This is a genomic window from Mesorhizobium sp. M0771 (genome assembly GCF_040320155.1).
Taxonomy (GTDB): domain Bacteria; phylum Pseudomonadota; class Alphaproteobacteria; order Rhizobiales; family Rhizobiaceae; genus Mesorhizobium.
The window spans coordinates 247,391-273,036 of record NZ_JAMYPC010000003.1; the positions used below are offsets into that span (position 1 = coordinate 247,391).

Annotated in this window: 18 protein-coding genes and 2 pseudogenes; 9 read left to right on the top strand and 11 right to left on the bottom strand. The window is 64.3% G+C overall.

The window, feature by feature from the left end:
* The first annotated feature begins 10 nt into the window (after positions 1–10).
* From NKI05_RS06610 to NKI05_RS06630, 5 genes are read left to right on the top strand one after another with little or no spacing between them, the layout of a single operon-like run.
* Positions 11–811, top strand: a complete 801-nt coding sequence (locus NKI05_RS06610; protein WP_023692248.1) for an ABC transporter ATP-binding protein — start codon at positions 11–13, stop codon at positions 809–811.
* A complete protein-coding gene (locus tag NKI05_RS06615; protein WP_023692249.1) occupies positions 808–1,557 on the top strand; it encodes a branched-chain amino acid ABC transporter ATP-binding protein in 750 nt (249 codons plus the stop codon). Before NKI05_RS06610 ends, NKI05_RS06615 begins: the two co-directional genes overlap by 4 nt.
* On the top strand, positions 1,554–2,462 hold the full coding sequence (locus NKI05_RS06620) for a branched-chain amino acid ABC transporter permease (RefSeq protein WP_023745643.1): 909 nt from the start codon (positions 1,554–1,556) through the stop codon (positions 2,460–2,462). Before NKI05_RS06615 ends, NKI05_RS06620 begins: the two co-directional genes overlap by 4 nt.
* Positions 2,459–3,442 carry a branched-chain amino acid ABC transporter permease gene (locus NKI05_RS06625; protein WP_023692250.1) on the top strand — a complete coding sequence of 328 codons (984 nt, stop codon included), beginning with the start codon at positions 2,459–2,461 and terminating at the stop codon, positions 3,440–3,442. Before NKI05_RS06620 ends, NKI05_RS06625 begins: the two co-directional genes overlap by 4 nt.
* Complete coding sequence (locus NKI05_RS06630) at positions 3,439–4,734, top strand: NAD(P)/FAD-dependent oxidoreductase (RefSeq protein WP_023710024.1); 1,296 nt, start codon at positions 3,439–3,441, stop codon at positions 4,732–4,734. The genes NKI05_RS06625 and NKI05_RS06630 overlap by 4 nt, the downstream gene beginning before the upstream one ends.
* Before the next feature lie 67 nt (positions 4,735–4,801).
* Here NKI05_RS06630 and NKI05_RS06635 read toward each other — a convergent pair.
* From NKI05_RS06635 to NKI05_RS06670, 8 genes and pseudogenes are all read right to left on the bottom strand, one after another.
* A pseudogene (locus NKI05_RS06635) lies at positions 4,802–7,734 on the bottom strand (nitrate reductase).
* Between the two features lie 3 nt (positions 7,735–7,737).
* On the bottom strand, positions 7,738–8,067 hold the full coding sequence (gene nirD / locus NKI05_RS06640; protein WP_023745647.1) for a nitrite reductase small subunit NirD: 330 nt from the start codon (positions 8,065–8,067) through the stop codon (positions 7,738–7,740).
* Between the two features lie 5 nt (positions 8,068–8,072).
* Entirely contained in the window at positions 8,073–10,523 is a 2,451-nt protein-coding gene (gene nirB / locus NKI05_RS06645; protein WP_023686953.1) for a nitrite reductase large subunit NirB, read from the bottom strand.
* Between the two features lie 4 nt (positions 10,524–10,527).
* On the bottom strand, positions 10,528–11,325 hold the full coding sequence (locus NKI05_RS06650; protein ID WP_023751804.1) for an ABC transporter ATP-binding protein: 798 nt from the start codon (positions 11,323–11,325) through the stop codon (positions 10,528–10,530).
* 10 nt (positions 11,326–11,335) lie between these two features.
* On the bottom strand, positions 11,336–12,226 hold the full coding sequence (gene ntrB / locus NKI05_RS06655; protein WP_023747991.1) for a nitrate ABC transporter permease: 891 nt from the start codon (positions 12,224–12,226) through the stop codon (positions 11,336–11,338).
* 92 nt (positions 12,227–12,318) lie between these two features.
* The gene (locus NKI05_RS06660; protein WP_023667844.1) at positions 12,319–13,647 is read right to left on the bottom strand and encodes a CmpA/NrtA family ABC transporter substrate-binding protein; all 1,329 of its coding nucleotides are present in this window, start codon (positions 13,645–13,647) and stop codon (positions 12,319–12,321) included.
* Positions 13,648–13,985: 338 nt separating this feature from the next.
* Positions 13,986–15,224 carry a CmpA/NrtA family ABC transporter substrate-binding protein gene (locus tag NKI05_RS06665; RefSeq protein ID WP_027050164.1) on the bottom strand — a complete coding sequence of 413 codons (1,239 nt, stop codon included), beginning with the start codon at positions 15,222–15,224 and terminating at the stop codon, positions 13,986–13,988.
* A 2-nt stretch (positions 15,225–15,226) separates the two neighbouring features.
* A complete protein-coding gene (locus NKI05_RS06670; protein ID WP_023667842.1) occupies positions 15,227–15,829 on the bottom strand; it encodes an ANTAR domain-containing response regulator in 603 nt (200 codons plus the stop codon).
* Positions 15,830–16,111: 282 nt separating this feature from the next.
* Between NKI05_RS06670 and NKI05_RS06675 the strand changes: the two genes are divergently transcribed.
* Entirely contained in the window at positions 16,112–18,400 is a 2,289-nt protein-coding gene (locus NKI05_RS06675; RefSeq protein ID WP_023714908.1) for a mechanosensitive ion channel family protein, read from the top strand.
* Between the two features lie 176 nt (positions 18,401–18,576).
* Here NKI05_RS06675 and NKI05_RS06680 read toward each other — a convergent pair whose 3' ends face one another.
* The 3 genes and pseudogenes from NKI05_RS06680 to NKI05_RS06690 all read right to left on the bottom strand — a co-directional run bounded on the left by NKI05_RS06680 (position 18,577) and on the right by NKI05_RS06690 (position 22,766).
* Positions 18,577–20,064, bottom strand: a complete 1,488-nt coding sequence (locus NKI05_RS06680; protein ID WP_023682701.1) for an aldehyde dehydrogenase — start codon at positions 20,062–20,064, stop codon at positions 18,577–18,579.
* On the bottom strand, positions 20,061–21,254 hold the full coding sequence (locus tag NKI05_RS06685; protein WP_023682702.1) for a cytochrome P450: 1,194 nt from the start codon (positions 21,252–21,254) through the stop codon (positions 20,061–20,063). Before NKI05_RS06685 ends, NKI05_RS06680 begins: the two co-directional genes overlap by 4 nt.
* A 64-nt stretch (positions 21,255–21,318) precedes the next feature.
* Positions 21,319–22,766 (bottom strand): annotated as a pseudogene (locus NKI05_RS06690) (APC family permease).
* A gap of 166 nt (positions 22,767–22,932) precedes the next feature.
* On the opposite strand from NKI05_RS06690, the gene NKI05_RS06695 reads away from it, so the two are divergent.
* The 3 genes from NKI05_RS06695 to NKI05_RS06705 are packed head-to-tail and all read left to right on the top strand — an operon-like array spanning position 22,933 to position 25,645.
* The gene (locus NKI05_RS06695) at positions 22,933–23,703 is read left to right on the top strand and encodes an IclR family transcriptional regulator (protein WP_023682704.1); all 771 of its coding nucleotides are present in this window, start codon (positions 22,933–22,935) and stop codon (positions 23,701–23,703) included.
* Entirely contained in the window at positions 23,703–24,986 is a 1,284-nt protein-coding gene (locus NKI05_RS06700) for a Tm-1-like ATP-binding domain-containing protein (RefSeq protein ID WP_023682705.1), read from the top strand. The genes NKI05_RS06695 and NKI05_RS06700 overlap by 1 nt, the downstream gene beginning before the upstream one ends.
* On the top strand, positions 24,983–25,645 hold the full coding sequence (locus tag NKI05_RS06705) for an HAD family hydrolase (RefSeq protein ID WP_023682706.1): 663 nt from the start codon (positions 24,983–24,985) through the stop codon (positions 25,643–25,645). Before NKI05_RS06700 ends, NKI05_RS06705 begins: the two co-directional genes overlap by 4 nt.
* The last annotated feature ends 1 nt before the right edge of the window (position 25,646 follow it).

Here is a 25,646-nt window from a genome sequence, read left to right on the forward strand (position 1 = left end):
AGAGGGTTTGATGAGCGATGCAGCGGAGCGCCAAGGGCAGGAGACCCGTGCGCCAGTTCTGACGGCACGAAACGTCGTCAGGCGTTTTGGCGGCCTTGTCGCCGTCAACGATGTCTCGTTTGATGTCAAAGCGGGCGAAATCCTCGGCCTGATCGGGCCGAATGGCGCCGGCAAGACGACGATGTTCGATCTGTTGGCGGGCAGCATATTGCCAACCAGCGGCGATATCCTGCTCAATGGCACGCGCGTCTCCGGCGAAGCCGCTCATCTGCGTATCGGCCGTGGTCTTGGCCGCACCTTCCAGATCCCGCGCCCCCTGCCCAATCTGACGCTGATCGAAAACATCATGCTGGCGGCGCAGGGCCAAGCCGGCGAAAAATTGCTCGCCAACTTCGTCACGCCGTGGCGAGTGGCGGCACAGGAAAGAGCAGCCAGGGCAAAGGCACTCGAGCTGCTGGATTTGGTCACTCTCACCCATCTCGCGCACGAGCCGGCACGCGTGCTTTCCGGCGGCCAGCGCAAGCTGCTCGAACTCGCCCGCGTCATGATGGCCGATCCGGCGATCATCCTGCTCGACGAACCGGCCGCCGGCGTCAACGCGACGCTGCTCGAGATCATCATCGACCGCATCCGCGACATCAACGCGCACGGCATCACCTTTCTGCTGATCGAGCACAATATCGACATGGTGACGCGGCTCTGCCACCGCGTGCTGGTCATGGCGAGCGGCCAGTTGCTCAGCGAAGGCACGGCAGAGGAAGTCGCCCGCGACCCGCGCGTCATCGAGGCTTATCTCGGGGGCGCCACATGAACGAGACCGTCCTCGACGTGCGCAACCTCGAAGCCGGCTATGAGCTTGGCGTGCCGATCGTGCGCGGCGCCTCGATCACCGTCGGCAAGGGCGAGATCGTCGTCGTGCTCGGTCCCAACGGCGCCGGCAAGTCGAGCTTCATCAAGGCGATCGCCGGCCTTGTCCCGATCACCGGCGGCACCGTATTTCTGGACGGCAAGGACATCACCGCCGCTCCCGCGCACACCATGGTTCGGCTCGGCCTGGCCTTCGTACCGCAGACGGAGAACATCTTCCCGCTGATGTCGGTCGAGGACAATCTGAAGGTCGCCTGCGGCATCCTCGAGCGACGCGAAATCCCTGCCCGCATCGAGGAAATGTATGCGGCCTTCCCCGACCTCGTCCGCCAGCGCCGCACCGCCGCCGGCAATCTGTCGGGCGGACAGCGGCAGATGCTCGCCGTCGCACGTGCGCTGATCGTCCATCCTAAGGTGCTGCTGCTCGACGAGCCGTCGGCCGGCCTGTCGCCGAAATTCGTATCGATGGTGTTCGAGATGCTGGCCGGCATCCGCAGGTCCGGCGTCACCATCCTGCTGGTCGAACAGAACGCCAAGGCAGCGCTGGCCATCGGCGACCGCGCCTATGTGCTGGTCGAAGGCAAGGACCGGCACGAGGGTGTGGCGTCCGAATTGTGGAACGATCCTGTCGTCGCCGAACTCTATCTCGGCCAACGCCCGTCTCACGCCGGCAAGGAAGGCGCGGCATGAGCCTGCAATTTGTCGTCGATGGGTTGCTGACCGGCTCGATGATCGGACTTGGCGCCATCGGCGTGACGCTGACCTATTCGATCCTGCGCTTCTCGAATTTTGCCCATGGCGACTTCATGGCCTGGGGCACCTATGCGACGCTCGCCGTCGTCAGCGCCATCGGCGCGATGTTCGGCAAGGTGGCGCCCATTGGACCGCTGTCTTTCGGCTGGCCGCTGCTGGTTGCGCTGGTTGTCGGCATGACTTTCACCGCCCTGCTGGCGCTGTTGCTCGACAAGGTGCTGTTTTCGCGGCTTCGCTCGCAGGGGCAAGCCATCATCGTGGTGATGGCGAGCTTCGGCGCCTCGATGGCGCTGCGCAGCCTGCTCGAATTCACCTTCAGCTCACGGCCGACCTATTTCAGCCGCGCGATCCAGATCGCCATGCCGGTCGGCTTCGGCATCCGCATCACGCCCGATCAGATCGCGCTTCTGCTGCTGACCGCCGTGCTGGTGCTCGGCGTGCATCTGTTGATGACACGCACGCAGACCGGCCGCTCCATGCAGGCGCTGAGCCAGAATGCAGCGCTGGCCCGCATCGTCGGTATCGATGTTGCCTCCGTTGTGCGTGTCACCTGGATCATCGGCGGGGCGCTGGCCTGCGTGGCCGGCGTGATGATCGGCATTCTGGTGCAGATCCGCCCGTTCATGGGCTTCGACATGCTGCTGCCGATGTTTGCAGCAGCCATCCTCGGCGGCATCGGCAGCATTCCGGGCGCTGTGCTCGGCGGCTTGATCATCGGTCTTGCCGAAGCCGGTGCGGTGCAGCTGATCGGCGCCGAATGGCGCGCCGCAATCTCCTTCATCATCCTGATGGCGGTGCTGTTCGTTCGGCCGATCGGCCTGTTTGGTGTGAGGGAACGCTGATGGACCTGCTCGGCTACGGCGCCTTCTTCCTGACCACCGCACTGATCTTTTCGCTGGTCACACTGGGGCTCAATCTGCAGTGGGGGCTGACTGGCCTTTTCAATGTCGGCCTTGCCGGATTCGTCGCCATCGGCGCCTATACATCGGCGCTGCTGACGACCCCGGACGATGCCGCGCGCTTCGGCGGCTTCGGTCTGCCGATCCTGGTCGGCTGGGCGGGCGCCATGGTCGTCGGCGGTATCGCCGCAGCACTTACCGGCATGGCCACGCTGCGTCTGCGATCCGACTACCTGGCGATCACCACCTTCGGCGTCGCCGTCGTCGTGCAGCTGGTCGCGCTCAACGCGCAGAAACTCACCGGCGGCCCGTTCGGCATCGGTTTCATCCCGCGCCCGTTCGGCGGCCTTGCCGAAACGCCGCTGCTGTTCAACCTGTCGAACCTCGCCGTCGTTTCGGCTGTGACGCTGATCGCCTATCTCGCTCTGGAGCACCTGTCGCGCAGCCCCTGGGGCCGCGTGCTCAAGGCGCTGCGCGAGGACGAGCGAGCGGCGATTTCGCTGGGCAAGAGCGCGCGCTTCTACCGCGTCCAGGCCTTCGCCGTCGGCGGCGCTATCATGGCGCTGGCCGGCGCTTTGCAGGCGCATTTCACCGGCTTCATCGCGCCCGATAACTATCTGCCGATCCTGACCTTCCAGGTCTGGGTGATGCTGATCGTCGGCGGCTCGGGCAGCAATGCCGGCGCCGTTGCCGGCAGCATCCTGGTCTGGGCGATATGGGCGGGGTCGGGCACGCTGACCAGCGTGCTGTTTGCGCCCGAGCAGCAAGCACGCGCGGCCTCACTGCAGATCGTCGCCATCGGCGTCATGCTCTGCGTCATCCTGCTGATCCGGCCTAACGGATTGTTCGGCGACCGGCCGCGCCGACCGAAGCCCGGCACACAGACAAAGGCGGCGGCCAACGAGAACGAGGCCGGATCATGAATGCCATGATCCGGCAGCAAGCGTATGGCGTTTCGCTCTGGCATGCCGTCAGCCGCAACCGCCGCGACCGGGGCGCGCTGCAAGGCGGACTCGACGTCGATCTCGCGATTGTGGGCGGCGGCTTTTCCGGCCTGTCGACGGCATTGCATGCCTCTGAGAAAGGGCTTTCGGTCGCGGTCCTCGAAGCCGAATTCATCGCTTGGGGTGCGACCGGCCGGAATGCCGGCTTCGTCGTTCCGAACTTCGCCAAGCGGGATCCAGACGACATCATCGCCGAACTCGGACCCGAGCGCGGCGGGAGGCTGATCGATTTCGCCGCGGGAAGCGCTGACCTCGTCTTCGGCCTGATCAAGCGGCATGGCATCGAATGCGACGCTGTGCAGAACGGTTGGATCCAGCCGGCGCATTCGTCCGCCGCGCTGGAAAAGACGCGATCGCGCGCCGAGCAATGGGCGGCGCGGGGCAGGCCGACCGTAACGCTCGATGCCAAGGCGGTCACGACGCTCACCGGTATCGGCGGCTACGCCGGCGGTTGGATGGACAACTCGGGCGGCGTCCTCAATCCGGTCGAGTATGCGCGCGGCCTGGCCGACGCCGCGGAAAAGGTTGGCGCACGCATCTTCGAGCAGACGCGTGTCACTTCCATCGACCGCACGCCGGATGGCTGGGCCTTGAAGACTGCGTCCGGCACTGTGCGAGCGGGCAAGGTCTTGGTCGCCACCAACGCCTATGGTGGAGAGCTGAACCCGACACTGGCACGGACGTATATCCCGCTGAAAGTCTTCCAGATCGCCACTGCGCCGCTGTCGCGCGCCATACGCGCGCGCCTGATGCCCGGCGGCCAGGGCGTTGGCGACACCAGGCGCAACCTGTTCACGTGCCGCTGCGATGGCCAGAACCGGCTGATCAGCGGCGGCATGCATGTCGTCGGAGCCGGCGCCGAGACGCGGGTGCCGCAAACAATCTGGCGACGGCTCGCCAGGCATCTCGATTTGCCTGACCTGCCGCCGCTTGCCTACAGCTGGACAGGCGTGGCGGCGGTGGGGCCGGATTTCCTGCCGCGTCTCATCGACCTCGGCCCAGGCCTGATCGCAGGCTTCGCCTGCAACGGCCGCGGCATCGCCATGACCACGGCAATGGGCAAGGTGCTGGCCAACTGGGCGAGCGGAACGGACGCCCGCGATCTGCCGCTCCCCTTCGCGCCGCCAGCGCCGATCCCGCTGCACAAGCTCGTGCGCTATGCACCGAATATGCTGCTCCCCTGGAGCATCCTGCGCGACCGGCTGGATTAGACAGCCACCACCTTCCGCAATCGATGACCATGGTGGCCCAAGAGGATATCGTCAGATCCAGCCGCACCTACTCCGCAGCCTGAACCCGATTGGCCTGGATGACCGCCCGGATCTCGGACCGGCAGGAGCCGCAATTTGTGCCGGCCTTCAGGGCGCCGCCTACGGCTTCGACTGTCGTGCACCCGGCCGCCACTGCCGCCACGATCTGGTTGACCCCGACGCTGAAACAGGAGCAGACGGTCGCGCCCGCATCGGGCCGATCGGCGCCGGCGCGACCGGCGACGATCCTGAAGCGTTCGCGCTGGCTGGTGTGAACCTCCTGGAGTTGCTGTGCCGCCCAACCCCGCGAAACCGCCACCGGTCCCGACGCGATAAACAAAGCCCCGGCGAGGTGCTGGTCGTCAAAGGCAGCAATGCGATGCTGGCCGGTATCGCGGTCGTGATAGGCGAGCATGTCGGCTACGGGAACATCGAAAAGCGAACCAGCAAAACCAGCCCAGTCGATGTCATCGCCGGCAAAGGCAAGCTCCACCCGCCAGCCGCCCTTGCATTTGGCCACGGCCCAGTAATCTGCTGCGAGCGCCACCGGCTTGCGGCGCACCACAGCGAAGCCGAAGGCTCTCGCGGCGAATTTCTCGATACGGGCGCCGACATGTTTCAGCGCAGGTTGGCCGGAAACCGGATCGGTCAGAGGCGCGGTCAGCGTGTCGAGGCGGCCCTTTGCCGAAAACTGATCGGTCCAGTGCATCGGCGCAAACACGCTCCCCCGGCGCTGGCGTGCCGTCACCAGCGCGCGCACCAGCACATCCCCGCGCAGGCTGGAGACGCGCACGATGTCGGCGTCGCCAATGCCGTGATGCGTGGCATCCGCCGGGTGGATCTCGACGAAGGGCTCGGCCATGTGCTGGGAGAGACGTGGGCTTTTGCCAGTGCGGGTCATCGTGTGCCAATGGTCGCGAACACGGCCGGTGTTGAGGATCAGCGGATAGTCCGGGCTGGTGCGTGTCTCGACGATGGGACGAATGGCGATGAAGCGCGCCTTGCGGTCGGGATTGTAGAAATTGCCGTTGGCGAAGAAGCGGGTGCTGGAAGGGTCAAGTCCCGCTTGAACACCCCCCTCTGTCCTGCCGGACATCTCCCCCGCAAGGGGGGAGATTGGCAGCTTTGACGCCGGCATATCTTCTGCATCGTTGGTAATTGGCGAAGGCCGAGGCGACGGCTGATCTCCCCCCTTGCGGGGGAGATGGCCGGCAGGCCAGAGGGGGGTGGCTGGGCTCGGCGCCGGCCATTGGAACGGAGCCAATTCTTCATAGGCGTCGGCATCGATCGCACCATAAGCGCCGATATCGAAATCCCGCGCGCCGTCATTCTCGAAACCCGACAGCGCGGCGTGTTCGGCGAAAACCTCCGCCGGCGTCACATGCGCAAACGCCTCGCCAAACCCCATCCGCTTGCCCACCTCGGCAATGATCTGCCAATCCGGCCGCGCCTCGCCGGGCACCGCAAGAAAGCTGCGCTGGCGCGAGATGCGGCGCTCTGAATTGGTCACGGTGCCGTCCTTCTCGCCCCAGGCGGCGGCGGGTAGCCGCACATGGGCGTGACGCACGGTGTCCGTGCTCGCCAGCACATCCGAAACCACGACAAACGGGCAGGCCTTGATCGCTGCCTCGACGGCATCGGCATCCGGCATCGAATCGACCGGGTTGGTGGCCATGATCCACAGTGCCTTGATGCGGCCGGCGGCGATCGCCTGAAACATCTCGACCGCCTTCAGACCGGGCTTTTGGGCGACGGCCGGCGCATTCCAGAAACGCTGCACGCGGTCGCGGTGCTCGGGGTTATCGATCTCCATATGGGCAGCCAGCATGTTGGCCATGCCGCCGACCTCGCGGCCGCCCATGGCGTTGGGCTGGCCGGTCACCGAAAACGGCCCTGCCCCAGGTTTGCCGATGCGGCCGGTGGCGAGGTGGCAGTTGATGATGGCGTTGACCTTGTCGGTGCCCGAAGACGACTGGTTCACTCCCTGGCTGTAGACAGTGACGGTTTTCGCAGTCGCGGCGAACAGGTTGTAGAAGCGGGTGAGCTCGTCCTCGCTCAGGCCGGTGGCGGCGGCAATGCCGGCAAGGTCGAGCGCCGATGCGGCGAAGAGAGCTTGGCCGAAGCCGGTCGTGTGTGCGGTCACATAGCCGCGCTCGAGCGCGTTGTGCCGGCCGAGCCAGGCGAGCAGTCCGGTGAACAAAGCAACGTCGCCATCCGGTGCGATCGCCAGGTGCATGTCGGCGATATCAGCGGTCATGGTGCGGCGAGGATCGACCAGCACGACCTTCATCTCCGGTCGTTTTTCCCGGGCCGTCGCGATGCGCTGGAAGAGCACGGGATGGCACCAGGCGAGATTGGAGCCGACCAGCACGATCAGGTCGGCGAGCTCGAGATCCTCGTAAGTCCCCGGCACGGTGTCGGAGCCGAAGGCGCGGCGGTGGCCGGCAACCGACGAGGCCATGCACAGGCGGGAATTGGTGTCGATGTTGGCCGAGCCGATGAAGCCCTTCATCAGCTTGTTGGCGACATAATAGTCTTCGGTCAGCAACTGGCCCGAGACATAGAAGGCGACGGAGTCCGGACCATGCTCGGCGATGGTTTGCGAGAGGGTCGAAGCGACGAGATCGAGCGCCTCGTCCCAGCCGGCATGGCGGCCGTGGATTTCGGGGTAGAGCAGCCTGCCGTCGAGGTCGATGGTCTCGGCAAGCGCGGAACCCTTCGAGCAGAGCCTACCGAAATTGGCTGGATGGTCGGGGGGGGGGGGGGGGGGGGGGGGGGAGAGGACCCGCGCGCCCCCCCGCCCCGCCCCGCCCCCCCCCCCCGCACCCCAAATTGGGGGTGGGGGGGGGGGCCCCCGGGACCTGTCACTCCCCGCCCGGGGGCTACCTTCGCCAGCACGCCGCAACCTACCCCGCAATAGGGGCAGGTGGTCCTCACCTCGCGCGCTTCGCCAGGTTCCATGCTTCAGGCCGCGCGGCTGGCCAGCGCTTTCAGCGCAATGAACAGGTGCTCGCCCTCGATCCGCACAGGAATGGTGCGCACCACGCCCTCGTCGGCGCCGAGCGCCTTGCCCGTCTCCAGCGAAATGACCCAATTGTGCAAGGGGCAGGTGACGGCGGTGCCGTGGACGATGCCTTGGCTCAGCGGCCCACCCTTGTGCGGGCAATGGTCGTCGATGGCATAGACCTGATCGTCCTGCGTGCGGAAGACGGCGATCTTACCCTCGGGTGTGTCGACGCAGCGCGCGCCGCGGCGGGGGATGTCGGAGAGCGAGCCGATTGCGATCCAGTCCATTTTAATCACTCCGCAGCCTGCGCAAACCCGACAGAAGCCATTGGCCGGAACTCGTGCTTGTCCTTGCCGGAGACGCGTTCCGACCACGGGTCGACTTGGGCGAATTTCTGGCTGAAGACGAAGCGTTCGTAATAGGCCTTGCGCTTGGCACCGTCGTCCATGATCTGGCGCTTGATCTCGGGGATGCCGATGCGCTTGGCCCATTTGTAGATGCGCTCGAGATAGCGGCCCTGCTCGCGGTACATCTGCGTCAGCGCCACGATATGCTCCAGCGCCTCGTCCTCGGTCTTGACCAGGCCAAGCACTTCGGTGCCCTTGATGTCGAGGCCGGCGGCGCCGGCGAAATGGATCTCGTAGCCACTGTCGACACAGATCACGCCGACATCCTTGCAGGTCGCCTCGGCGCAGTTGCGCGGACAGCCCGACACCGCCATTTTGACCTTGGCCGGGGTCCACGAGCCCCACATGAATTTCTCGATGCGAATGCCGAGGCCGGTCGAATCCTGCGTGCCGAAGCGGCACCAGTCGGAGCCGACACAGGTCTTCACCGTGCGCAGGCCCTTGGCGTAAGCATGGCCTGAGACGAAGCCGGCCTGGCCGAGATCGGCCCACACCGCCGGCAGATCCTCCTTGCGGATGCCCAGCATGTCGATGCGCTGGCCGCCGGTGACCTTGACCATCGGTATCTCGAACTTGTCGACGACGTCGGCGATGGCGCGCAGTTCGGCGGCGTTGGTGACGCCGCCCCACATGCGCGGCACCACCGAATAGGTGCCGTCCTTCTGGATGTTGGCGTGGACGCGTTCGTTGATGAAGCGCGACTGATAGTCGTCGGCGTAATCGTTCGGCCAGTCGCAGACGAGGTAGTAGTTGAGCGCCGGCCGACATTTTGCGCAGCCGCAGGAGGTCGTCCATTCCAGCTCCTGCATGACGGCGGGAATGGTCTTCAGGCTCTTGGCGATGATCAGCCGGCGCACCTCGTCATGGCCGAGCGTGGTGCAGCCGCACATCGGTTGCACGGCGGCCGGGTTGTATTTGTCGCCGATGGTCAGCACCATCAGCTTCTCGACCAGCCCGGTGCACGAACCGCAGGAAGCCGATGCCTTGGTGTGGGCGCGCACGTCGTCGAGCGAAGCCAGGCCCTTGGCCGTGATCGCGCCGGTGATCTTTCCCTTGCAAACGCCGTTGCAGCCGCAGATTTCCGCATCATCCGGCAAGGCTGCAACGGCCGCCATAGGGTCCAGCGGGGCACCTCCCTGGTAGGACTGGCCGAAGATGAGCGTGTCGCGCATCTCCGATATGTCGGTCTGCTTCTTCTTGAGATCGTTGAACCAGGCCCCATCCGCCGTCTCGCCATAAAGCACGGTGCCGATGATGCGGTCGTCCTTGAGCACAAGGCGCTTGTAGACGCCGGCGGCGGCATCGCGCAGCACGATCTCCTGGCGGTCCTCGCCTTCGGCGAAGTCGCCAAGCGAGAACAGGTCGATGCCGGTGACCTTGAGCTTGGTCGGCGTGTCCATGTGGACGAAGGCCGCTGCCTCGTTGCCGGCCAACTGGTTCGCGGCAACGCGCGCCATCTCATAGAGCGGCGCGACCAGCCCGTAGACCTGGCCGTAGACCTCGGCGCATTCGCCGAGCGCGTAGATGTCGGGGTCGTTGCTGCGCATGCCGGCATCGACGACAATACCACGATTGACGGCTATGCCGGCCTCCCTGGCCAGCGCCGCATTCGGCCGGATGCCGACCGCCATCACCACCAGCGTTGCCGGGATAATAGTGCCGTCGGCAAGCTCCACCTGCCCGACCTTGCCGTTGCCGGTGATCGCCTGGGTGTTGGCCTTGGTGATGACCTTGATGCCGCGCTGTTCCACCGCGCGCTGCAGGAGATAGCCGGCGGCTGGATCGAGCTGACGCTCCATCAATGTCGGCATGACATGCAGCACGGTGACGTCCATGCCTTGGGCGTTCAAACCTGCTGCCGCCTCCAGCCCGAGCAGGCCGCCGCCGATGACCACGGCCTTGGCGCGCGACTGGGCGGCAAGCATCATGGCCTGAACATCGTCGAGGTCGCGATAGGTCAGCACCCCCGGCAGATCATGGCCGGGCACCGGAATGATAAAGGGCACCGATCCGGTGGCGATGACGAGCTTGTCGTAAGGCTCGGTGACGCCGTGATCGGAGGTGACTGTCTTGGCCGCCCGGTCGATGGCGACGATCTTGTGACCTTTGTAGAGGGTGATGTTGTTGGCGATGTACCAGCCGTCGCCGTGGATGATGATTTCCTCATAGGCCTTTTCGCCGGAGAGAACCGGCGACAGCATGATGCGGTCGTAGTTCACCCGCGGCTCGGCGTTGAAAATGGTCACGGTGTAGCGGCCCGGCGCCTGTTCGAGCAGATGCTCCAGCATGCGCCCGGGGGCCATGCCGTTGCCGATGATGACGAGTTTTTCGGTCATGGCGTTACTCCGCGGCTTCGACGAAGCGGTGGCGTTCATAGAGGAACTTCAGCACCGCTTCGCGGCAGCGCAGGAAGGTGCGGTCGGAAGAGAGTTCGACGCGTCGACGCGGCCGCAGCAGCGGCACCGCAAGCACCTCGCCGATTGTCGCCGCCGGACCGTTGGTCATCATGACGATGCGGTCGGACAACAGCACCGCCTCGTCGACATCGTGGGTGATCATGATCGTCGTCGAGCCGAGCCTGGAATGGATGTCCATAACCGCATCCTGCAGATGGGCGCGCGTCAGCGCGTCGAGTGCCCCGAACGGCTCGTCGAGCAAAAGGATCTTCGGCTCCATGGCAAGCGCCCGGGCAATGCCGACGCGCTGCTTCATGCCGCCCGATATTTCGGCCGGCCGCTTGTCCTTGGCATGGGCCATCTGCACGAGATCGAGATTGCGCATGATCCAGTCATGTCGCTCGGTCCTGCTCTTGGAACGGCCAAAGACTTTCGACACCGCCAGGCTGATGTTTTCGTAGACGGTGAGCCATGGCAGCAGGCTGTGGTTCTGGAACACCACGGCGCGCTCGGGTCCGGGGCTGTCGACCTCCTTGTTTTCAAGCAGCACGGCGCCGGCGGAAACCTTGGTCAGCCCGGCGATCAGATTGAGCAAGGTCGACTTGCCACAGCCGGAATGGCCGATGATGGAGACGAATTCGCCCTTGTCGATGGTCAGCCTGATGTCCTTGAGCACCTCGCTGACCTGACTGCCGCGGGCAAAGGATTTGTCGATATGGTCGAGCTTCAGATAGGCCGTCATCGCCCTCTCCTCACTTTGCCGTTGTGCCGCGGGTGACGAAAGCGCCGACCGCAGCGACCAGGCGGTCGAGGCAGAAGCCGGTGACGCCGATATAGGCGAGCGCGACGATGATGTCGGGCAGCCGCGACGAGTTCCAGGCGTCCCAGATGAAGAAGCCGATGCCGACGCCGCCGGTCAGCATTTCGGCGGCGACGATGGCGAGCCAGGACAGGCCGATGCCGATTCTGAGGCCGGTGAAGATGTAAGGTGCAGCTGCCGGAACCATGATCTTGACGAAAAATTCGAACTGGTTGAGCCGCAGGATGCGCGAGACGTTGCGGTAGTCTTCCGGAATGTTTCGCACGCCGACGGCGGTGTTGATGATGATCGGCCAGATCGAGGTGATGAAGATAACGAACAGCGCCGACGGGCTGGAATCGCGGAAAGCAGCCAGCGACAGCGGCAACCAGGCCAGCGGCGGCACGGTGCGCAGTATCTGGAACACTGGATCGAGGCCACGCATGGCCCAGATCGACTGGCCGACCAGGGCGCCGAGCGCGACGCCGACGATCGCCGCCAGGCCGAAGCCGATGGCGACGCGCTGCAGAGAGATCAGCACCCGCCACGCAAGGCCGATATCCTGCGGGCCGTTGTTGAAGAACGGATGCGCGATCAGGTCATAGGCCTCGTTCCACACCTGGCTGGGCGGCGGCAGGCTGGCGGTCGGCGACGAGCAGGCGATCTGCCACACGACCAGCATGAAGGCGATAACGATGACCGGCGGCACCAGGGCGGTGGCCAGCCTGCCGGCGATCGCGATCGGGTCGAAGCGGCGCCGCGCCCTGGCGGTGAAAGCGATGACCGCGGCAGGCTTCGCGGGGAACGCCTTCACCGTGGTTTCCTCAATGGCTTGGATGGACATGTCTGACAATAACTCCGGGGTCGATGCGGTCGACAACGGCGAAGCGCCGTTGCGCTGGGGCGACAAACGGCGGAACGCGCCGTTTGCGCTGGTCAAGCCGATGCCTTGATCTTCAGGCTGTCGAGATAGGCCGACGGGTTGGCCGGGTCGAAAATCTTGCCGTCGAAGAAGGTCTCGACGCCGCGCGACGACGAGGCCGGAATATCGGCTGCGGCAACGCCGAGATCCTTCGCCGCCTCGCGCCAGATATCCTCGCGATTGACCTGATCGACCAGCGTCTTGATGTCGGTGGTCGGCGCGAATTTTCCCCAACGGATGTTTTCGGCGAGGAACCAGCTGTCGTGGCTCTTGTAGGGATAGGAGACGCCACCCTTCCAGAATTTCATGTAGAGGTCAGTGCCGGTGGCCACGCGGCCATTGCCGTAGTTGATGTCGCCCTTGAGGCGGCCGATAATGTCGGCGACAGGCACGTTCATCCATTGCCGCTTGCCGATGATGGCGGCCATCTCGTCCTTGTTCTCCGTGGCCTCACACCATTGCTGGGCCTCCATGACGGCCATCACGATCGCCTTGGTGGCGTTCGGGTATTTGTCGATGAATTCGGCGCGGAGGCCGAGCGCCTTTTCGGGATGACCCTTCCACAGTTCGCCGGTGGTGGCGGCGGTGAAACCAACGCCCTGGTGGACGAGCTGTTCGTTCCACGGTTCGCCAACGCAGAACACGTCCATGTTGCCGACTTTCATGTTGGCGACCATCTGCGGCGGCGGCACGACGATGGTCGAGACGTCCTTGTCGGGATCGATGCCGCCGGCGGCCAGCCAATAGCGCAGCCACAAATCATGCGTGCCGCCCGGGAACGTCATGGCGGCCTTGATTTCCTTGCCGGCCGCCTTCTTGGCGGCGAAGGCGTCCTTCAGCTTGGAGGCGTCGAGGCCGACACCGGTGCCGGCGTATTCCTGCGCAACCGAAATGCCCTGGCAGTCGTAGTTGAGCCGCGCCACGATAGCCATCGGCATCGGCTGGTTGTTCTGCGTCACCTTGCCGGTGTGCATGAGATAGGGCAGCGGCGTCAGGATGTGAGCGCCGTCGATGCCGTTGGCTTCGCCGCCGAGCATCAGATTGTCGCGCGTCGCGCCCCAGGAGGCCTGCTTGATCACCTCGACGTCGGGCATGCCGAACTTGGCGAACAGCCCCTTCTCCTTGGCGATCATCAGCGGCGCCGCGTCGGTCAGCGCGATGAAGCCGAGCTTGGCGCCGGTGACCTCCGGAGCGGTCGTGGCGGCATAGGCGCCCGAGGGGAAGAGCTTGCGGGCCGCCACGAACAGGCCGGCCGTCATGGCGCTGCTGACAAGAAAATCGCGGCGCGTCACATCCTTGAGCGATGTTCCCGTCCCGATCCATTTCCCTATTTTTTCTTTCATCGTGATCTCCGGTTGAACGCTTCGTCGAGTGGCCCAAAACAAAAAAGCCGCCGTCCAGGCCTCGCGCGTCCGTACATCCGGGATCGCGTCGTTGACCTGAGCGGCAGCTTTGCCTGTGGCGCCCGCCATTGGACGCCTGTTCCGTGACCCGCGAAGGGTCTGGCTAATTCAAAGCAGGAACCGTGCCAGTTCTGAGTGAAACGAAAAACCTAAATGAAATCAACATTACGCGCCAGACGCCGGCACGCGAGGCGACATCGCAAGCAGGTCAAAGATTGTTCATTACAGCAATCGCACGCACATTTTTTGTGCAACGCACAAGAATGGCGCGAGAATGATCAGGCTTCCGCGCGAGCGACTTTCTGGCGCGCTATATAGCCGTCGATCTCGTCGGGGTCGAAGGTCTGACCGTCGAAGAAGCCGTCCGGCCCAAGCACCAAGCCTGCCCCAGTCGCACCGACAGCCGTGGCGACCTTAAGCGCGCCCTCGACCTTCGCATTGGCGCCGGGAAGTGCAACGCCAAGCGGCTTTAGCGCCGAGCGGTAGAGGTCCGGACGGTAGCAGTCACGGGCGATAGCAAGGTTTTCCGGCGTGTGCTCGACATGCCCCCAGCGCACCATCTGCGTATAGAACCACAGCGCATGGCTCTTCCACGGAAAGTTCGCCGCCTTGTCGAAGGGCAGGAAGAAGTCGTCGACATCCAGTTCGGCGCCGCCGCCCAGTTCAAGATGGCCGGTCAGGATCGGCATCTGGACAGCTGGTGGCAGGCCGAGGAAGCCAGCTTGAGCCATCACACCAGCCAGTTCGGCGTGGTTGCCCGGATCCTGGCACCAGCGCGCCGAATGATGCAGCGCGCGCAGCAATGCTGCCAGCGCGACCGGGTTCTCCTGCGACCAGGCCTTGCGCACGCCGATCACCTTCTCCGGACTGTTGCGCCACAGCAGCGCCTTGATGGTGACGATATGGCCGGTGCCGGCGGCGACCGAGGCGCTGTTCCAGGGCTCGCCGACGCAGTAGCCGTCGATCCGCCCGGCGACCAGCGCATCGGCCATGAAGGGCGGTGGCACGATGACGATCTCGATCTCGCGCTCCGGATCGATGCCGCACCCGGCAAGCCAGTAGCGCAGTTCGTAATTATGCCCCGAATGCGGGTGCACCACGGCAAAGCGCAGCGGATCGCCGCCAGCCCCGGCGCGGTCGCGAATGAAGGCACCGAGGGCTGCGCCCGCGCGCGCGGGCTCGAGATCGGGTATGGCGCCGTGTGCCGCCATGCCTTCCCAGACAGCGTTGGAGATGGTGACGCAATTGCCGCCAAGCCCGAGCGAAAACGGCACGATGGTCTCGGAAGCAAGCGGCGTCAGCCCGAGATTGCAGGCGAGCGGCATCGGCCCCAGCATGTGCGCCAGGTGGAAATGGCCGATGGCGATGCGGTCGCGGATGTTGGCCCAGGAGGTCTCGCGGTGCAGTGTGAGATCAATGCCCTCGCGTGCGGCAAATCCAAGCTCACCCGCCGCAACCAGCACGGCACTGTCGAAGAGCGGCATGAAGCCGGCGGTGATCTGGTGCTCGGCGCTCATGCTCATTCGTCCTCCGACGGCCCGAGCAGCCCGGCGGCAGTCACCAGGCTCTGGGCAATGTCGCCGATCTTGCGGTTCTGGTTCATCGCCGTCTTGCGCAGCAGCGTGTAGGCGGCCTCTTCGGTCAGGCCGCGCGACTTCATCAGGATGCCCTTGGCACGGTCGATCACCTTGCGGCTCTCAAGCTCCCCTCGAACCTCTTCCAGCTCGCGCGCCATGCGCGAGAAAGCGTTGAAGCGGCTGACCGCCATGTCCAGGATCGGCTTGACGCGCTCTTGCCTGAGGCCGTCGACCACATAGGCCGAAACGCCGGCATCGACCGCCGCTTCGATCGATGCCTGGTCCGATCGGTCGACGAACATGGCGATCGGCCGCTTCACCGCACGCGACAGCTGGAACATGTTTTCCAGCATGTCGCGGTTCGGGTTTTCCAGATCGATGACGATGACGTCCGGCTCGATCTCGGCGATGCGCCGCGCAATGCCGGTCACGTCGTGGATGACGGTGACCCGCTCATGGCCGGCCTCGCGCAAACCTGCCTCGATGATCGCGGCGCGGATACGGTTTTCGTCGATGACCAGGACGGCGAGTGAGCTGCGGACCATGCGTGCATTGTGGGCAAGGTCGCAAAATTGTGCAATGCGGCATGGTCACAGGCTCCCGCCGCGGAGCAACCCCCGACCGACAACGACCCGGTCTAGGTGGTCGGGACAAGGAATGCAGCGCAACGCTGGCACTGGTGATGACAGCCTTGCCGGTCGCCTGGTGCCCTACCCAACGGTCTAGGTGCGATGAGACTTGCACCGCAACATCGGCTTGTTAAAGGTGGGGGCAACGACGGACATAGCTGTCCTTGCTCGCCGATCTGACCGGAAGGTTACCGCACGATGCTGCTCATGAATCGACGATTGGGAGCCAGCAAGCTGGCGCGCCCGGCACGGCGTCTCGGAGGCCTGACGACGAAGTTTGCCCTGATTGCCGGGCCGTTCGTCCTTGGGATCGCCCTCCTGCTGGCTGGCCCGGCACAGGCGCAGTCACCGGCCGCCGTCGCGCCCGACAAGGTCAAACAGCTGTTCGAGCTTCTCGACGATCCGTCGGTGAAGGCCTGGGTGGCCGAGCAACGAAATCCGGCCGCTGGATCAACGGAAGCGCCTGCTGCGGCTGGCGCTCCGCCGGCCGACGCCGTGGCCGCACCGGGCCAGATGAATACAATGGCATCCTCGACGCTCGATCGGATCAAGCATCACATCGAGAAAATCGTGCGAACCGTGCCCACACTGCCAGGCCAGTTCGCGCGCGTCCGGGCCCAGACAATGGACGATATGTCCAGCAAGGGCCCCGTCAGCATATTGGTGCTGATTGCGATCTTTATCGCTGCCGGCCTGGCGCTCACCTGGGCAATATACAAGCTCACCCGTCCATTTCGTCTTTGGATCATCGCGCAACCCAGAGATACGCCCATCGGGCGGGCCAAGAAGATCGGCGGCCGCACGCTTTATTCCAGCATGATGATCGGCTCGTTCGCGCTGGGCAGCGCCGGTGCGTTCATGCTGTTCGACTGGCCAGCGCTCATCCGCGAGATTGTGCTGACATTTCTGATGGCTGCGGTCTTTACGTGGGCTGTGCGCCTATACGTGATGGCCACGCTCGTCCCTTCTTTCATGGAGGTCGAGCACGCCATCGAGGTTCGTGCCCTGCCGATCACCAACGGAGCTGCTGACCATTGGGCTTATTGGCTGCCCCGGATCGTCGGCGTTTTCGCCTTCTTCGCCGCCGCGTTTGTCCTCTTGCCGGGTCTCGGCATAGACCAGGACGGAATGATGGTCCTGTCGGTGGGCGCCGATTTCATCCTGCTGTTGCTCTTCCTGCTGGCCATTTGGCGTCGGCCAAGAACGCAGCGAGACGGCGCGCGCCACAGCGGTCACACGGCAGTGACATGGTTGTTGACGGCTTACTTCGTCGTTCTGTTCCTCGAACGCATTGCCGGCCTCTACACATTCTTCTGGTTTACCTTCACCGCATTCTTCCTGCCTTTGGCAATTGTGCTGACAGAGCGCGGGGTTAATTTCGTCCTGCGGCCCGGTTCGGAAGATGCCGGCCGGCCGACGATCCCGGCGGTGACGATCGCTGTCATCGATCGCGGTATCCGGATGATTTTCATCCTCGCGGCGGCTTACCTTCTCGCACGCGTACTGGGCCTGGACATGCAATCCATGCGCGGCAGCGATACGACCACCATGCTCATATTGCGCGGCTTGATCAACGTCGTGGTCATTGCCCTTGCTGCCGATTTCGGCTGGTCGATCATCAAAGCCTTGATCGAACGAAAGCTGGGCGTCGCGATACCGCAAGCGGTGGTGAGCGAAGAAGACATCCTCACCCTCGATCCGCATCAGGCGCGGCTGCACACGCTGTTGCCGATCATCCAGAACATTCTGCTAGCAGTGATCATCGTGATGGCGGTGCTGATGATGCTCGCTTCGATCGGCATCCAGATCGGCCCGCTGATCGCCGGCGCCGGCGTCGTCGGCGTCGCCGTGGGTTTTGGCGCGCAAACCATCGTCAAGGACGTGATCTCTGGCGTGTTTTATCTGCTCGACGATGCTTTCCGTGTCGGCGAATACATTTCATCGGGCAGCTACAGGGGTACGGTGGAGAGCTTTTCGCTGCGCTCGGTGAAGCTGCGCCACCATCGTGGTCCGCTGTTCACGATACCTTTCGGCGAACTCGGCGCCGTGCAGAACCAGAGCCGTGACTGGGTCACCGACAAATTCAACATCACCGTTGGCTATGACACCGATATCGACTTTGCTCGCAAACTGATCAAGCGAATTGGCCTGGAACTGGCGGAAGATCCGGAGTTCAAACACTGGGTGATCGAACCGATCAAGATGCAGGGGGTGCAGGAGTTCGGCGAGTACGGCATCGTCTTGAGGGTCAAGGTCACGACCAGACCTGGAGGCGCCTTCAGCATGAAAGGCAGGTTCTTTTTGCGCCTCCGCCAGGCCTTCAAGGAGCAGGGCATCGAGCTCCCATTCCCGACCGTCCACGTCCAGGGGCTGCAAGACCCGCATGGGACAGAGAATGCGCGTTTGGAGGTCACACCTGAATTACGAATGGCCGTCGCCCAGTCGCACACCAATCGGCGCAGAAAAAAAGCCGGCACAACGGAGTAGGACGCTGTGATACCCGCCGGTCGCAACACGGCTTTCCGCGCAAAGCCTGGACCCGCGACACCACGCTAGTCGAGCTTGCCGATAGCGACGACCTGATCGCCGCCAACCAGCACCAGCGTGGCGTTCTGAGGCCAAGCTTGACGAAAAGAGCAGATATGCTGGCCTTTCCGCGAGGCTCAGAGCGCAATCCAGGCGGTCTTGAGGTCGACAAATTTCTCCAGCGCATGCAGCGACTTGTCACGGCCGAAACCGGACTGTTTGACGCCGCCAAGCGGCACGGTGATATCGGCTCCGCCATAGGTGTTGACGTGGACGACACCGGCGTTGATGGCGCGCACCATGCGATGGGCCGTGGAAAGATTGGCGGTCCACACCGCCGAGGCAAGCCCGTAGACAGTGGAGTTGGCGAGATGCACCGCCTCCTCCTCGGTCTCGAAGCGCATCACGCCGAGCACCGGTCCGAACACCTCCTCGCGCGCCAACTGCATCTCTTGCGTCACGTTCTCGAAGATCGTCGGCGCCATGTAGCTGCCGCCGGTCTCGGTCAGTATCCGTTCGCCGCCGGCGACGAGACGGGCGCCTTCGGCTTGCGCCATGGCGACGAAGCCGAGATTCTTGTCCAGCTGTTCGGCGCTCGATACCGCACCGATATCGCTGGCGAGATCGAGCGGGTCGCCGACCTTGAGCCGCGTGGTTGCCGAGACAAGTTCGTCCATGAAAAGATCATAGACCGACGACTGAACGAGCAGACGCGAGCCGGCAACGCAGACCTGGCCTGAATTGCGAAAGATGCCGTTGGCCGAGACGACCGCCGCCTGCTTCAGGTCCGGAGCGTCGGCAAAGACGATGTTGGGCGACTTGCCGCCAAGCTCGAGGAAGACCCGCTTCAAATTGGAACGGGCGGAGTATTCGAGCAGCCGCCGGCCGACCGGCCCCGATCCGGTAAAGGCGATGGCGTCGACATCCATATGGAGGCCAATCGCTTCGCCGGCGACAGCACCATGACCGGTAACGACGTTGAACACGCCTTCGGGAAGTCCAGCCTCGCTTGCGAGTTCGGCCAGCCGCAGCAAGGTCAGCGAGGCGATCTCCGGCGGCTTGACGACGACGCTGTTGCCGGTGGCCAGTGCGGGCGCAATCTTCCAGGCACCGATCATCAGCGGGAAGTTCCACGGCACGATGACGCCGACGACACCGAGTGGCTCCCTGTGGATCAGCCCGAGCACATTGTCGGCCGTCGGCGCGATCTCGCCATAGACCTTGTCGATCGCCTCGGCGTAGTAGCGGATGGTGCCGGCCGCCGACAGTGGCTCGGCCTTGTAGGCCATGCCGATCTCGGTGCCGTTGTCGCGCACGCCAAGCACGACCAGCTCGTCGACATGTTCTTCGATCAGCTCGGCAAATTTCGTCAGCACCTTCTTGCGAAAGGCAGGGGCGGCGCGCGACCATGAACCCTTCTCGAATGCTTTTCGCGCCGATCGGACCGCGCGATCGATGTCGGCGGCATTGCCGTCGGCGATGCTGGCAAAAGGGCGGCCGTCGATCGGCGAAATCACCGCCAGCGTCGCGCCGCTCGTCGCTGCGGCCTGTACGCCATCGATAAACAAGCCCCGATCGCCGATCTCCGTCTTGCGCAGAGCGTCGATGGCATTCTGGCTGATCATTGGTGGCGGACTCCCAGGGAAACATACAACGTGGTTGGCGCTCGGAATTCCCAGCCGCGAAACACCGGCACCTTGCCCGGCACCAGGCTGAGATCGGGGAAGCGCAGGAGCAGCAGCCTTAATGCAAGGCACATCTGCTCGCGCGCGAAAAACCGGCCCGAACAGAAATGATGACCAAAGCCGAAGGCGGCATGATTGCCTTCCCTGCGGTTGATGTCGAAGCGGTCTGGATCGGCAAAGCGGCTCTCGTCGCGGCTTGCCGAGGAGACAAGTGCAGCGACCGCGGCGCCGGCAGGGATCGTTACGCCGCCAAGCTCGACCGCCCGCGTCGTCTGCCGCGTCTGGGTGCCGATCGGCGCCACCCAGCGCAAGCCTTCATCGACAGCCCTGGGCACAAAGGTCTCGGGATCGGCGAGCACCTGCCGCAATTGTTCGGGATGCGCAAGCAGGCCGGCGAGGATCGAACCGGCACCATGTCCGGGCTCCTGCATGCCGCCAAGCAGGATGACCTTGATGCTTGGCATCAAGAAATCGATCGGCCGCGTCGTGCCTTCCGGCATGCCGTCATGCAGCATATGCGACAGCGCCGAGTCGTCGGGTGCGCGCGCCAGTCTATCCAGAGTCGGCCGGATGGCTGCGCCGACCTCGGCGCTGATCGCGTCGGCGATCTCTTGCCGCTTCGGGTCGTTCTCGAAATTGATGGCGCCCTGCGCAAGGCCATAGAACCAGCGGCGCAGCGTCGGCATGTCGATGTCGGCAAGGCCAAGCGAGCGCGCCAGGCTGAGCGTCGACACCGGCTCGAAATAATCCGCCATCAGCTCGGCGGAGCCTTGTTCGGCGATCCGGTCGAGAAAAGGTTCGGCAATCGACCGTACGAGATCGCCGGCATAGGCGGCGACGGTGCGCGGCCGGTATTTCGGATCGACGCCTTGGCGCAGCTGTCTGTGCGTTTCGCCGTCGGTGGTCAGGATGGTCGGCTTGCCGAACGAGCGTTCGACCGGAGACGTACCGACGACGGCGGAGAAGATGTCGGGTGACTTTGCGACGGTCTCGACGTCCTTCCAGCGGGTGACGAACCAGAGATTGACCGCCGGCACGAAAGCGACAGACGCGCTGCGCCGCAGTTCCGCATAGATCGGATACGGATCGGCTTCCAACGCCTCAACGGTGATGCTCTCGGCAAAGCTCAACGCCGGTACTCCCTTTGCGATGGAAAGGGGCGGCGCCGAACGCGCTACCCCCTTGTCCTTTGTCCTAGTCCTTCAGCGGCACGCCGAGATTTTCGAAGGCAACCGGATCCCGGCTCTTCAACGCACCGGCAAGCAGCAGGCCGACCACCGCGGCAATCAGCACCAGCCCCGGCAGGAACACGCCGAGGGAGCCGCTGGCGCCCGACAGGCCACCGAAATTAATGACGATCAGGTAGATGATGACGACGAAAGCGATGAAGGCCAGCCCAGGCAGGATGGTGGTCTTCAGCGCATTCTCCTGCGTCGACGGGTTGGCGCGGAAGTACATCACCACGGCGAGCGAGGCCACCGCCATCATGACGATGACTCCCAGCGTCGCGACATTGGTCAGCCAGGAAAACAGCGCCAGAACCGGATCGAGGCCGAGCACCGCGAACAGTCCGATGACGATCGCTGCCAACACGCTCTGGATGACGGAAGCAACATGCGGGCTCTGGTGCACTGAATGCGTCACGCCGATCGCTTCAGGCAACAGCTTCTCGCGGCCCGAGACGTAGATGTAGCGGGCAACCGCGTTGTGGAACGCCAGCACGCCGGCAAACAGGCTCGACACGAACAGGATGCCCATGGCGTGCGACAGCATGGTTCCGGCGTAGCGGTCGGACAGGCCGAACAGGAAAGTCGTCGGATCCTGAAGCGCCTGCAGTGCGGGCAACAATTTGTCGACGCCGGCGCCGACCGCCATCAGCCAGGCCGTGACCATGTAGAAGACGCCGATCAGCAACACTGAGAAATAGGTGGCGCGCGGAATCGTCACCTTGGGGTCGCGGGCTTCCTCGGCGTAGATCGTCGTCGCCTCGAAACCAATGAAGGCGGCGAAACAGAACAGGATGGCGATGGCGGGCGAGCCGCTGACGATCTGGCTCCAGCTGAACGGCGCCGCCGAGAGACCACTGTCGCCACCGGTCTTGAGGATGGCGAGGTCTAGCACCAGCACCACGATGTATTCGCACAGCACCAGCACCGTCAGGATCTTGGCCGACAGGTCGACCTGGCGGTAGCCCAACACCGCGACGATGGCGACGGCGATGAAGCTCCACACCCACCAGGGCAGGTCGATGCCCCAGCCGGCGAACAGGCCGGCGGTCGCGGCCCCCAGCAGGCCCATGACCCCGATCTGCATGGCGTTGTAGGACAGGATCGCGATGATTGCGGTTGCGCCGCCGGCAAACCGCCGAGCCCGCGCGCGGCATAGGCATAGAAGGCGCCGGCATTGCCGACATGGCGCGACATGGCGACGTAGCCGACCGCAAACAGCAGCAGCAACACGGTCACGATAAGATAGGTTCCGGCAAAGCCCGCCCCATTGCCCATAAGCATGCCGAGCGGCGTGCCGCCGGCAACCGCGGTGAGCGGCGCCGCCGCCGAAATCACCATGAAGGTAATAGCGCCGACGCCAAGACTGTTCTTGCGCAGCCTGTTGACGGGCGCCTGTTCCGAAACTGCTGACATTTGTCCCTCCAGTTTTACGAACCCCTGGGTTCGCGGCCGCTCGGCCTGTTCCCTGAATGCCATCGGTTCATTATTTGAACCCTTATTTTGAATATAGACTTGCAAAGAATGCCGATGCCTGTCAAGTTAATTCACACATTAAGTTTCTATCCGAGCGGGAGGCTGGATGGGTACGGTCGGCAAGGCGATTTCACTTCTGGAGCTGTTCACGGTGGACGAGCCCGAGTTCGGACTTTCCGATCTCGCGCGGCGGTGTGCGTTCGACAAGGCGACGACGCGGCGGCGGCTGGTGGCGCTTGGCGGCCATGGTTTCGTCGAGCAGGATGCCGGCACGCGGCACTATCGCCTCGGCGCCGGCCTGTCGCGGCTGGCGCGTATCCGCGAAGCCTGCTTCCCGTTCCTGCAAACGGCAATTCCCGTGGCGCAGGATCTGGCGGGTTCGACAACCGAGACGGTGCATCTGTCGGAATTCGGCGTCGACAGACTGATCACCGTCCATGTCGAGCATTCAAGCTGGGCAAACAGGGTGAACATCGATATCGGCCAGCTTCTGCCGCTGCATTCCACCGCCTCCGGCATCGCCTATCTGGCTTTCGCCGACAACGCGACCGTGAAAGCATGCCTGACAGGTTCGCTTGAGGCCTTCACCGATCATACCCTCGTCGAGCCGGCCGCCATTTCAAAGTCGATCGGCGAGGCGCGCGACCGCGGCTATTCGATCTGCGACCAGGGCCATGAGGACGGCGTGATCGGCGTCGCGGCTGCAATCCGGGCCGCCGATGGTCTTGCGCTGGGGACAATTGCGGTGGCAGCCCCGAAGGCCAGGACGACACCGGCTACGATCGTGGAACGAGGGCTTGCGGTTGTGACCGCGGCACGGGAGATTTCGATGCGCCTCAATGGCGAAAACCTGCAAACCCTGAGGAGGCAGGCCTGATGTCTGCAGATATGGCGACGCCCCGAATCCTGGTCATCGGCACGGGCGACACCAAGACCGACGAACTGCTGTTCATGAAAGCGTGTATCGAGGTATCCGGTGGCCGCGCCGTGATGATGGATGTCAGCGTGCTAGGCGCCCCCGCCTATAGTCCCGATCACGACAAGCATGCCGTTGCGCGGGCCGCTGGCGTGACGATGGCCGAAATCGTCTCGAGCGGCGACGAAAACACCGCCATGACATTGATGGCCGTCGGCGCCGTTCAGCTGGTGCGCCAGCTTCACCAGCGCGGCGAGATCGACGCCTTCATCGCCATCGGTGGTTCGATGGGAACCGATTTGGCGCTCGATGTCGCGCTGTGCCTGCCGCTCGGCGTGCCGAAATTCGTCGTCTCGACCATCGCCTACTCGCACCTCATTCCGCCCGAGCGTGTCGCGCCCGACCTGATGATGATCCTGTGGGCAGGCGGGCTCTACGGCCTCAACACCATCTGCAAGCTGGTCCTTTCCCAGGCCTGCGGCGCGGTCGTCGGTGCGGCGAAGATCGTGCTTGCATCCCGTGCTTCCGCCACGGCGGTCGGGCCGACCATCGGCATGACTTCGCTGGGCAGCAGTTGCCTGCGCTATATGAAGACGCTGAAGCCGGCGCTGGAGCGGCGCGGCTATGACGTCGCAGTCTTTCACACCACCGGGATGGGCGGCCGGGCCTTCGAATCGATCGCCAGCCAGGACCATTTCTGCGCGGTGTTCGACTTCAGCCTGCAGGAGATCACCAATCATCTTGCCGGTTCGGTCGTCAGCTCCGGCGCCGACCGGCTGGAGAATGCCGGCGCCCGCGGCATTCCGCAGATCGCAGCCCCTGGCGCCGTGGACATGGTCGACTTGCCGACCTGGCAGGCGCTGCCGACAAAGTTCGCGCAGCGGCCATTCCATGCTCATAACAGGTTGATCGGCTCGATCACCGTCGATGCCGCCGACCGCCGTGAAGTCGCCAGGACCATCGCCGCCAAGCTCGGTGCGTCGAAGGGGCGCTCCGCTTTCATCCTGCCCTCCGGCGGCATCCAGGAATGGGATGCGCAGGGCGAGCCGCTGTACGAACCCGAAGCCCTCGCGGCGTTCACCGATGAGATGCGCAAGGCCATTCCCGCCGGCGTCGAGTTCCACGAGATCGACGCCCACATCAACAGCGACGAGTTCGTCGGCAAGGCGCTCGAAATCTTCGACCGCTGGGTCGAGGAAGGCATCATCCCGCGCGGCATGCCGGCCAAGGGAGTGGCTGCGTGAGCGCTGTTCCTGCCCAGGCGCTCGTCCTCGATTTCGGCGGCGTCGTCACCCGGACCCTTTTCGAGACCCATGCCTTGACCGAACAGGCGCTCGGCCTCGCGCCGGGAACGCTGCAATGGCACGGGCCTTTCGACCCGGATTCAGATCCGCTGTGGCGCTCCATGCAGGCCGACGAGATCAGCGAGCGCGATTATTGGCGCACCCGCACCAGCGAAGTCGGCCGGCTCGTCGGCGAGGACTGGCAGGCGATGGAGACATTCGTCCAGCGCGCACGCGGAGCCGAGCCGGAAAAGATCGTGCGGCCCGAAGCCGTCCGCGCCATCCGGACCGTGCATGCGGCGGGATTTCGCCTGGCGATCCTGTCCAACGAGCTAGATCTGTTCTATGGCGCCGGCTTCCGTCAGCGGCTGCCGCTGCTCGAGCTGTTCGACACCATCGTCGACGCCACCTATACCCGCATCCTCAAGCCCGATCCGCGCGCCTATGCCTTGGTGACCGAGGCGCTCGGCCTGCCTGCCGGCGCCTGTGTGTTCGTTGACGACCAGCAGCGCAATGTCGATGGCGGCCGTGCCGCCGGCATGCGCACCGTTCATTTCGACGTCGCGCGGCCGGCACTTTCCTATGCCGAGGCCCTCGGCCATTTCGACCTCATCTCCTGAG

Excerpts from the sequence above, each read along its gene's own strand:
- NKI05_RS06610 (WP_023692248.1), top strand. The coding sequence starts at position 11 with ATGAGCGATGCAGCGGAGCGCCAAGGGCAGGAGACCCGTGCGCCAGTT.
- NKI05_RS06615 (WP_023692249.1), top strand. The coding sequence starts at position 808 with ATGAACGAGACCGTCCTCGACGTGCGCAACCTCGAAGCCGGCTATGAG.
- NKI05_RS06620 (WP_023745643.1), top strand. The coding sequence starts at position 1,554 with ATGAGCCTGCAATTTGTCGTCGATGGGTTGCTGACCGGCTCGATGATC.
- NKI05_RS06630 (WP_023710024.1), top strand. The coding sequence starts at position 3,439 with ATGAATGCCATGATCCGGCAGCAAGCGTATGGCGTTTCGCTCTGGCAT.
- nirD (WP_023745647.1), bottom strand. The coding sequence starts at position 8,067 with ATGGACTGGATCGCAATCGGCTCGCTCTCCGACATCCCCCGCCGCGGC.
- nirB (WP_023686953.1), bottom strand. The coding sequence starts at position 10,523 with ATGACCGAAAAACTCGTCATCATCGGCAACGGCATGGCCCCCGGGCGC.
- NKI05_RS06650 (WP_023751804.1), bottom strand. The coding sequence starts at position 11,325 with ATGACGGCCTATCTGAAGCTCGACCATATCGACAAATCCTTTGCCCGC.
- ntrB (WP_023747991.1), bottom strand. The coding sequence starts at position 12,226 with ATGTCCATCCAAGCCATTGAGGAAACCACGGTGAAGGCGTTCCCCGCG.
- NKI05_RS06660 (WP_023667844.1), bottom strand. The coding sequence starts at position 13,647 with ATGAAAGAAAAAATAGGGAAATGGATCGGGACGGGAACATCGCTCAAG.
- NKI05_RS06665 (WP_027050164.1), bottom strand. The coding sequence starts at position 15,224 with ATGAGCGCCGAGCACCAGATCACCGCCGGCTTCATGCCGCTCTTCGAC.
- NKI05_RS06670 (WP_023667842.1), bottom strand. The coding sequence starts at position 15,829 with ATGGTCCGCAGCTCACTCGCCGTCCTGGTCATCGACGAAAACCGTATC.
- NKI05_RS06675 (WP_023714908.1), top strand. The coding sequence starts at position 16,112 with ATGCTGCTCATGAATCGACGATTGGGAGCCAGCAAGCTGGCGCGCCCG.
- NKI05_RS06680 (WP_023682701.1), bottom strand. The coding sequence starts at position 20,064 with ATGATCAGCCAGAATGCCATCGACGCTCTGCGCAAGACGGAGATCGGC.
- NKI05_RS06695 (WP_023682704.1), top strand. The coding sequence starts at position 22,933 with ATGGGTACGGTCGGCAAGGCGATTTCACTTCTGGAGCTGTTCACGGTG.
- NKI05_RS06700 (WP_023682705.1), top strand. The coding sequence starts at position 23,703 with ATGTCTGCAGATATGGCGACGCCCCGAATCCTGGTCATCGGCACGGGC.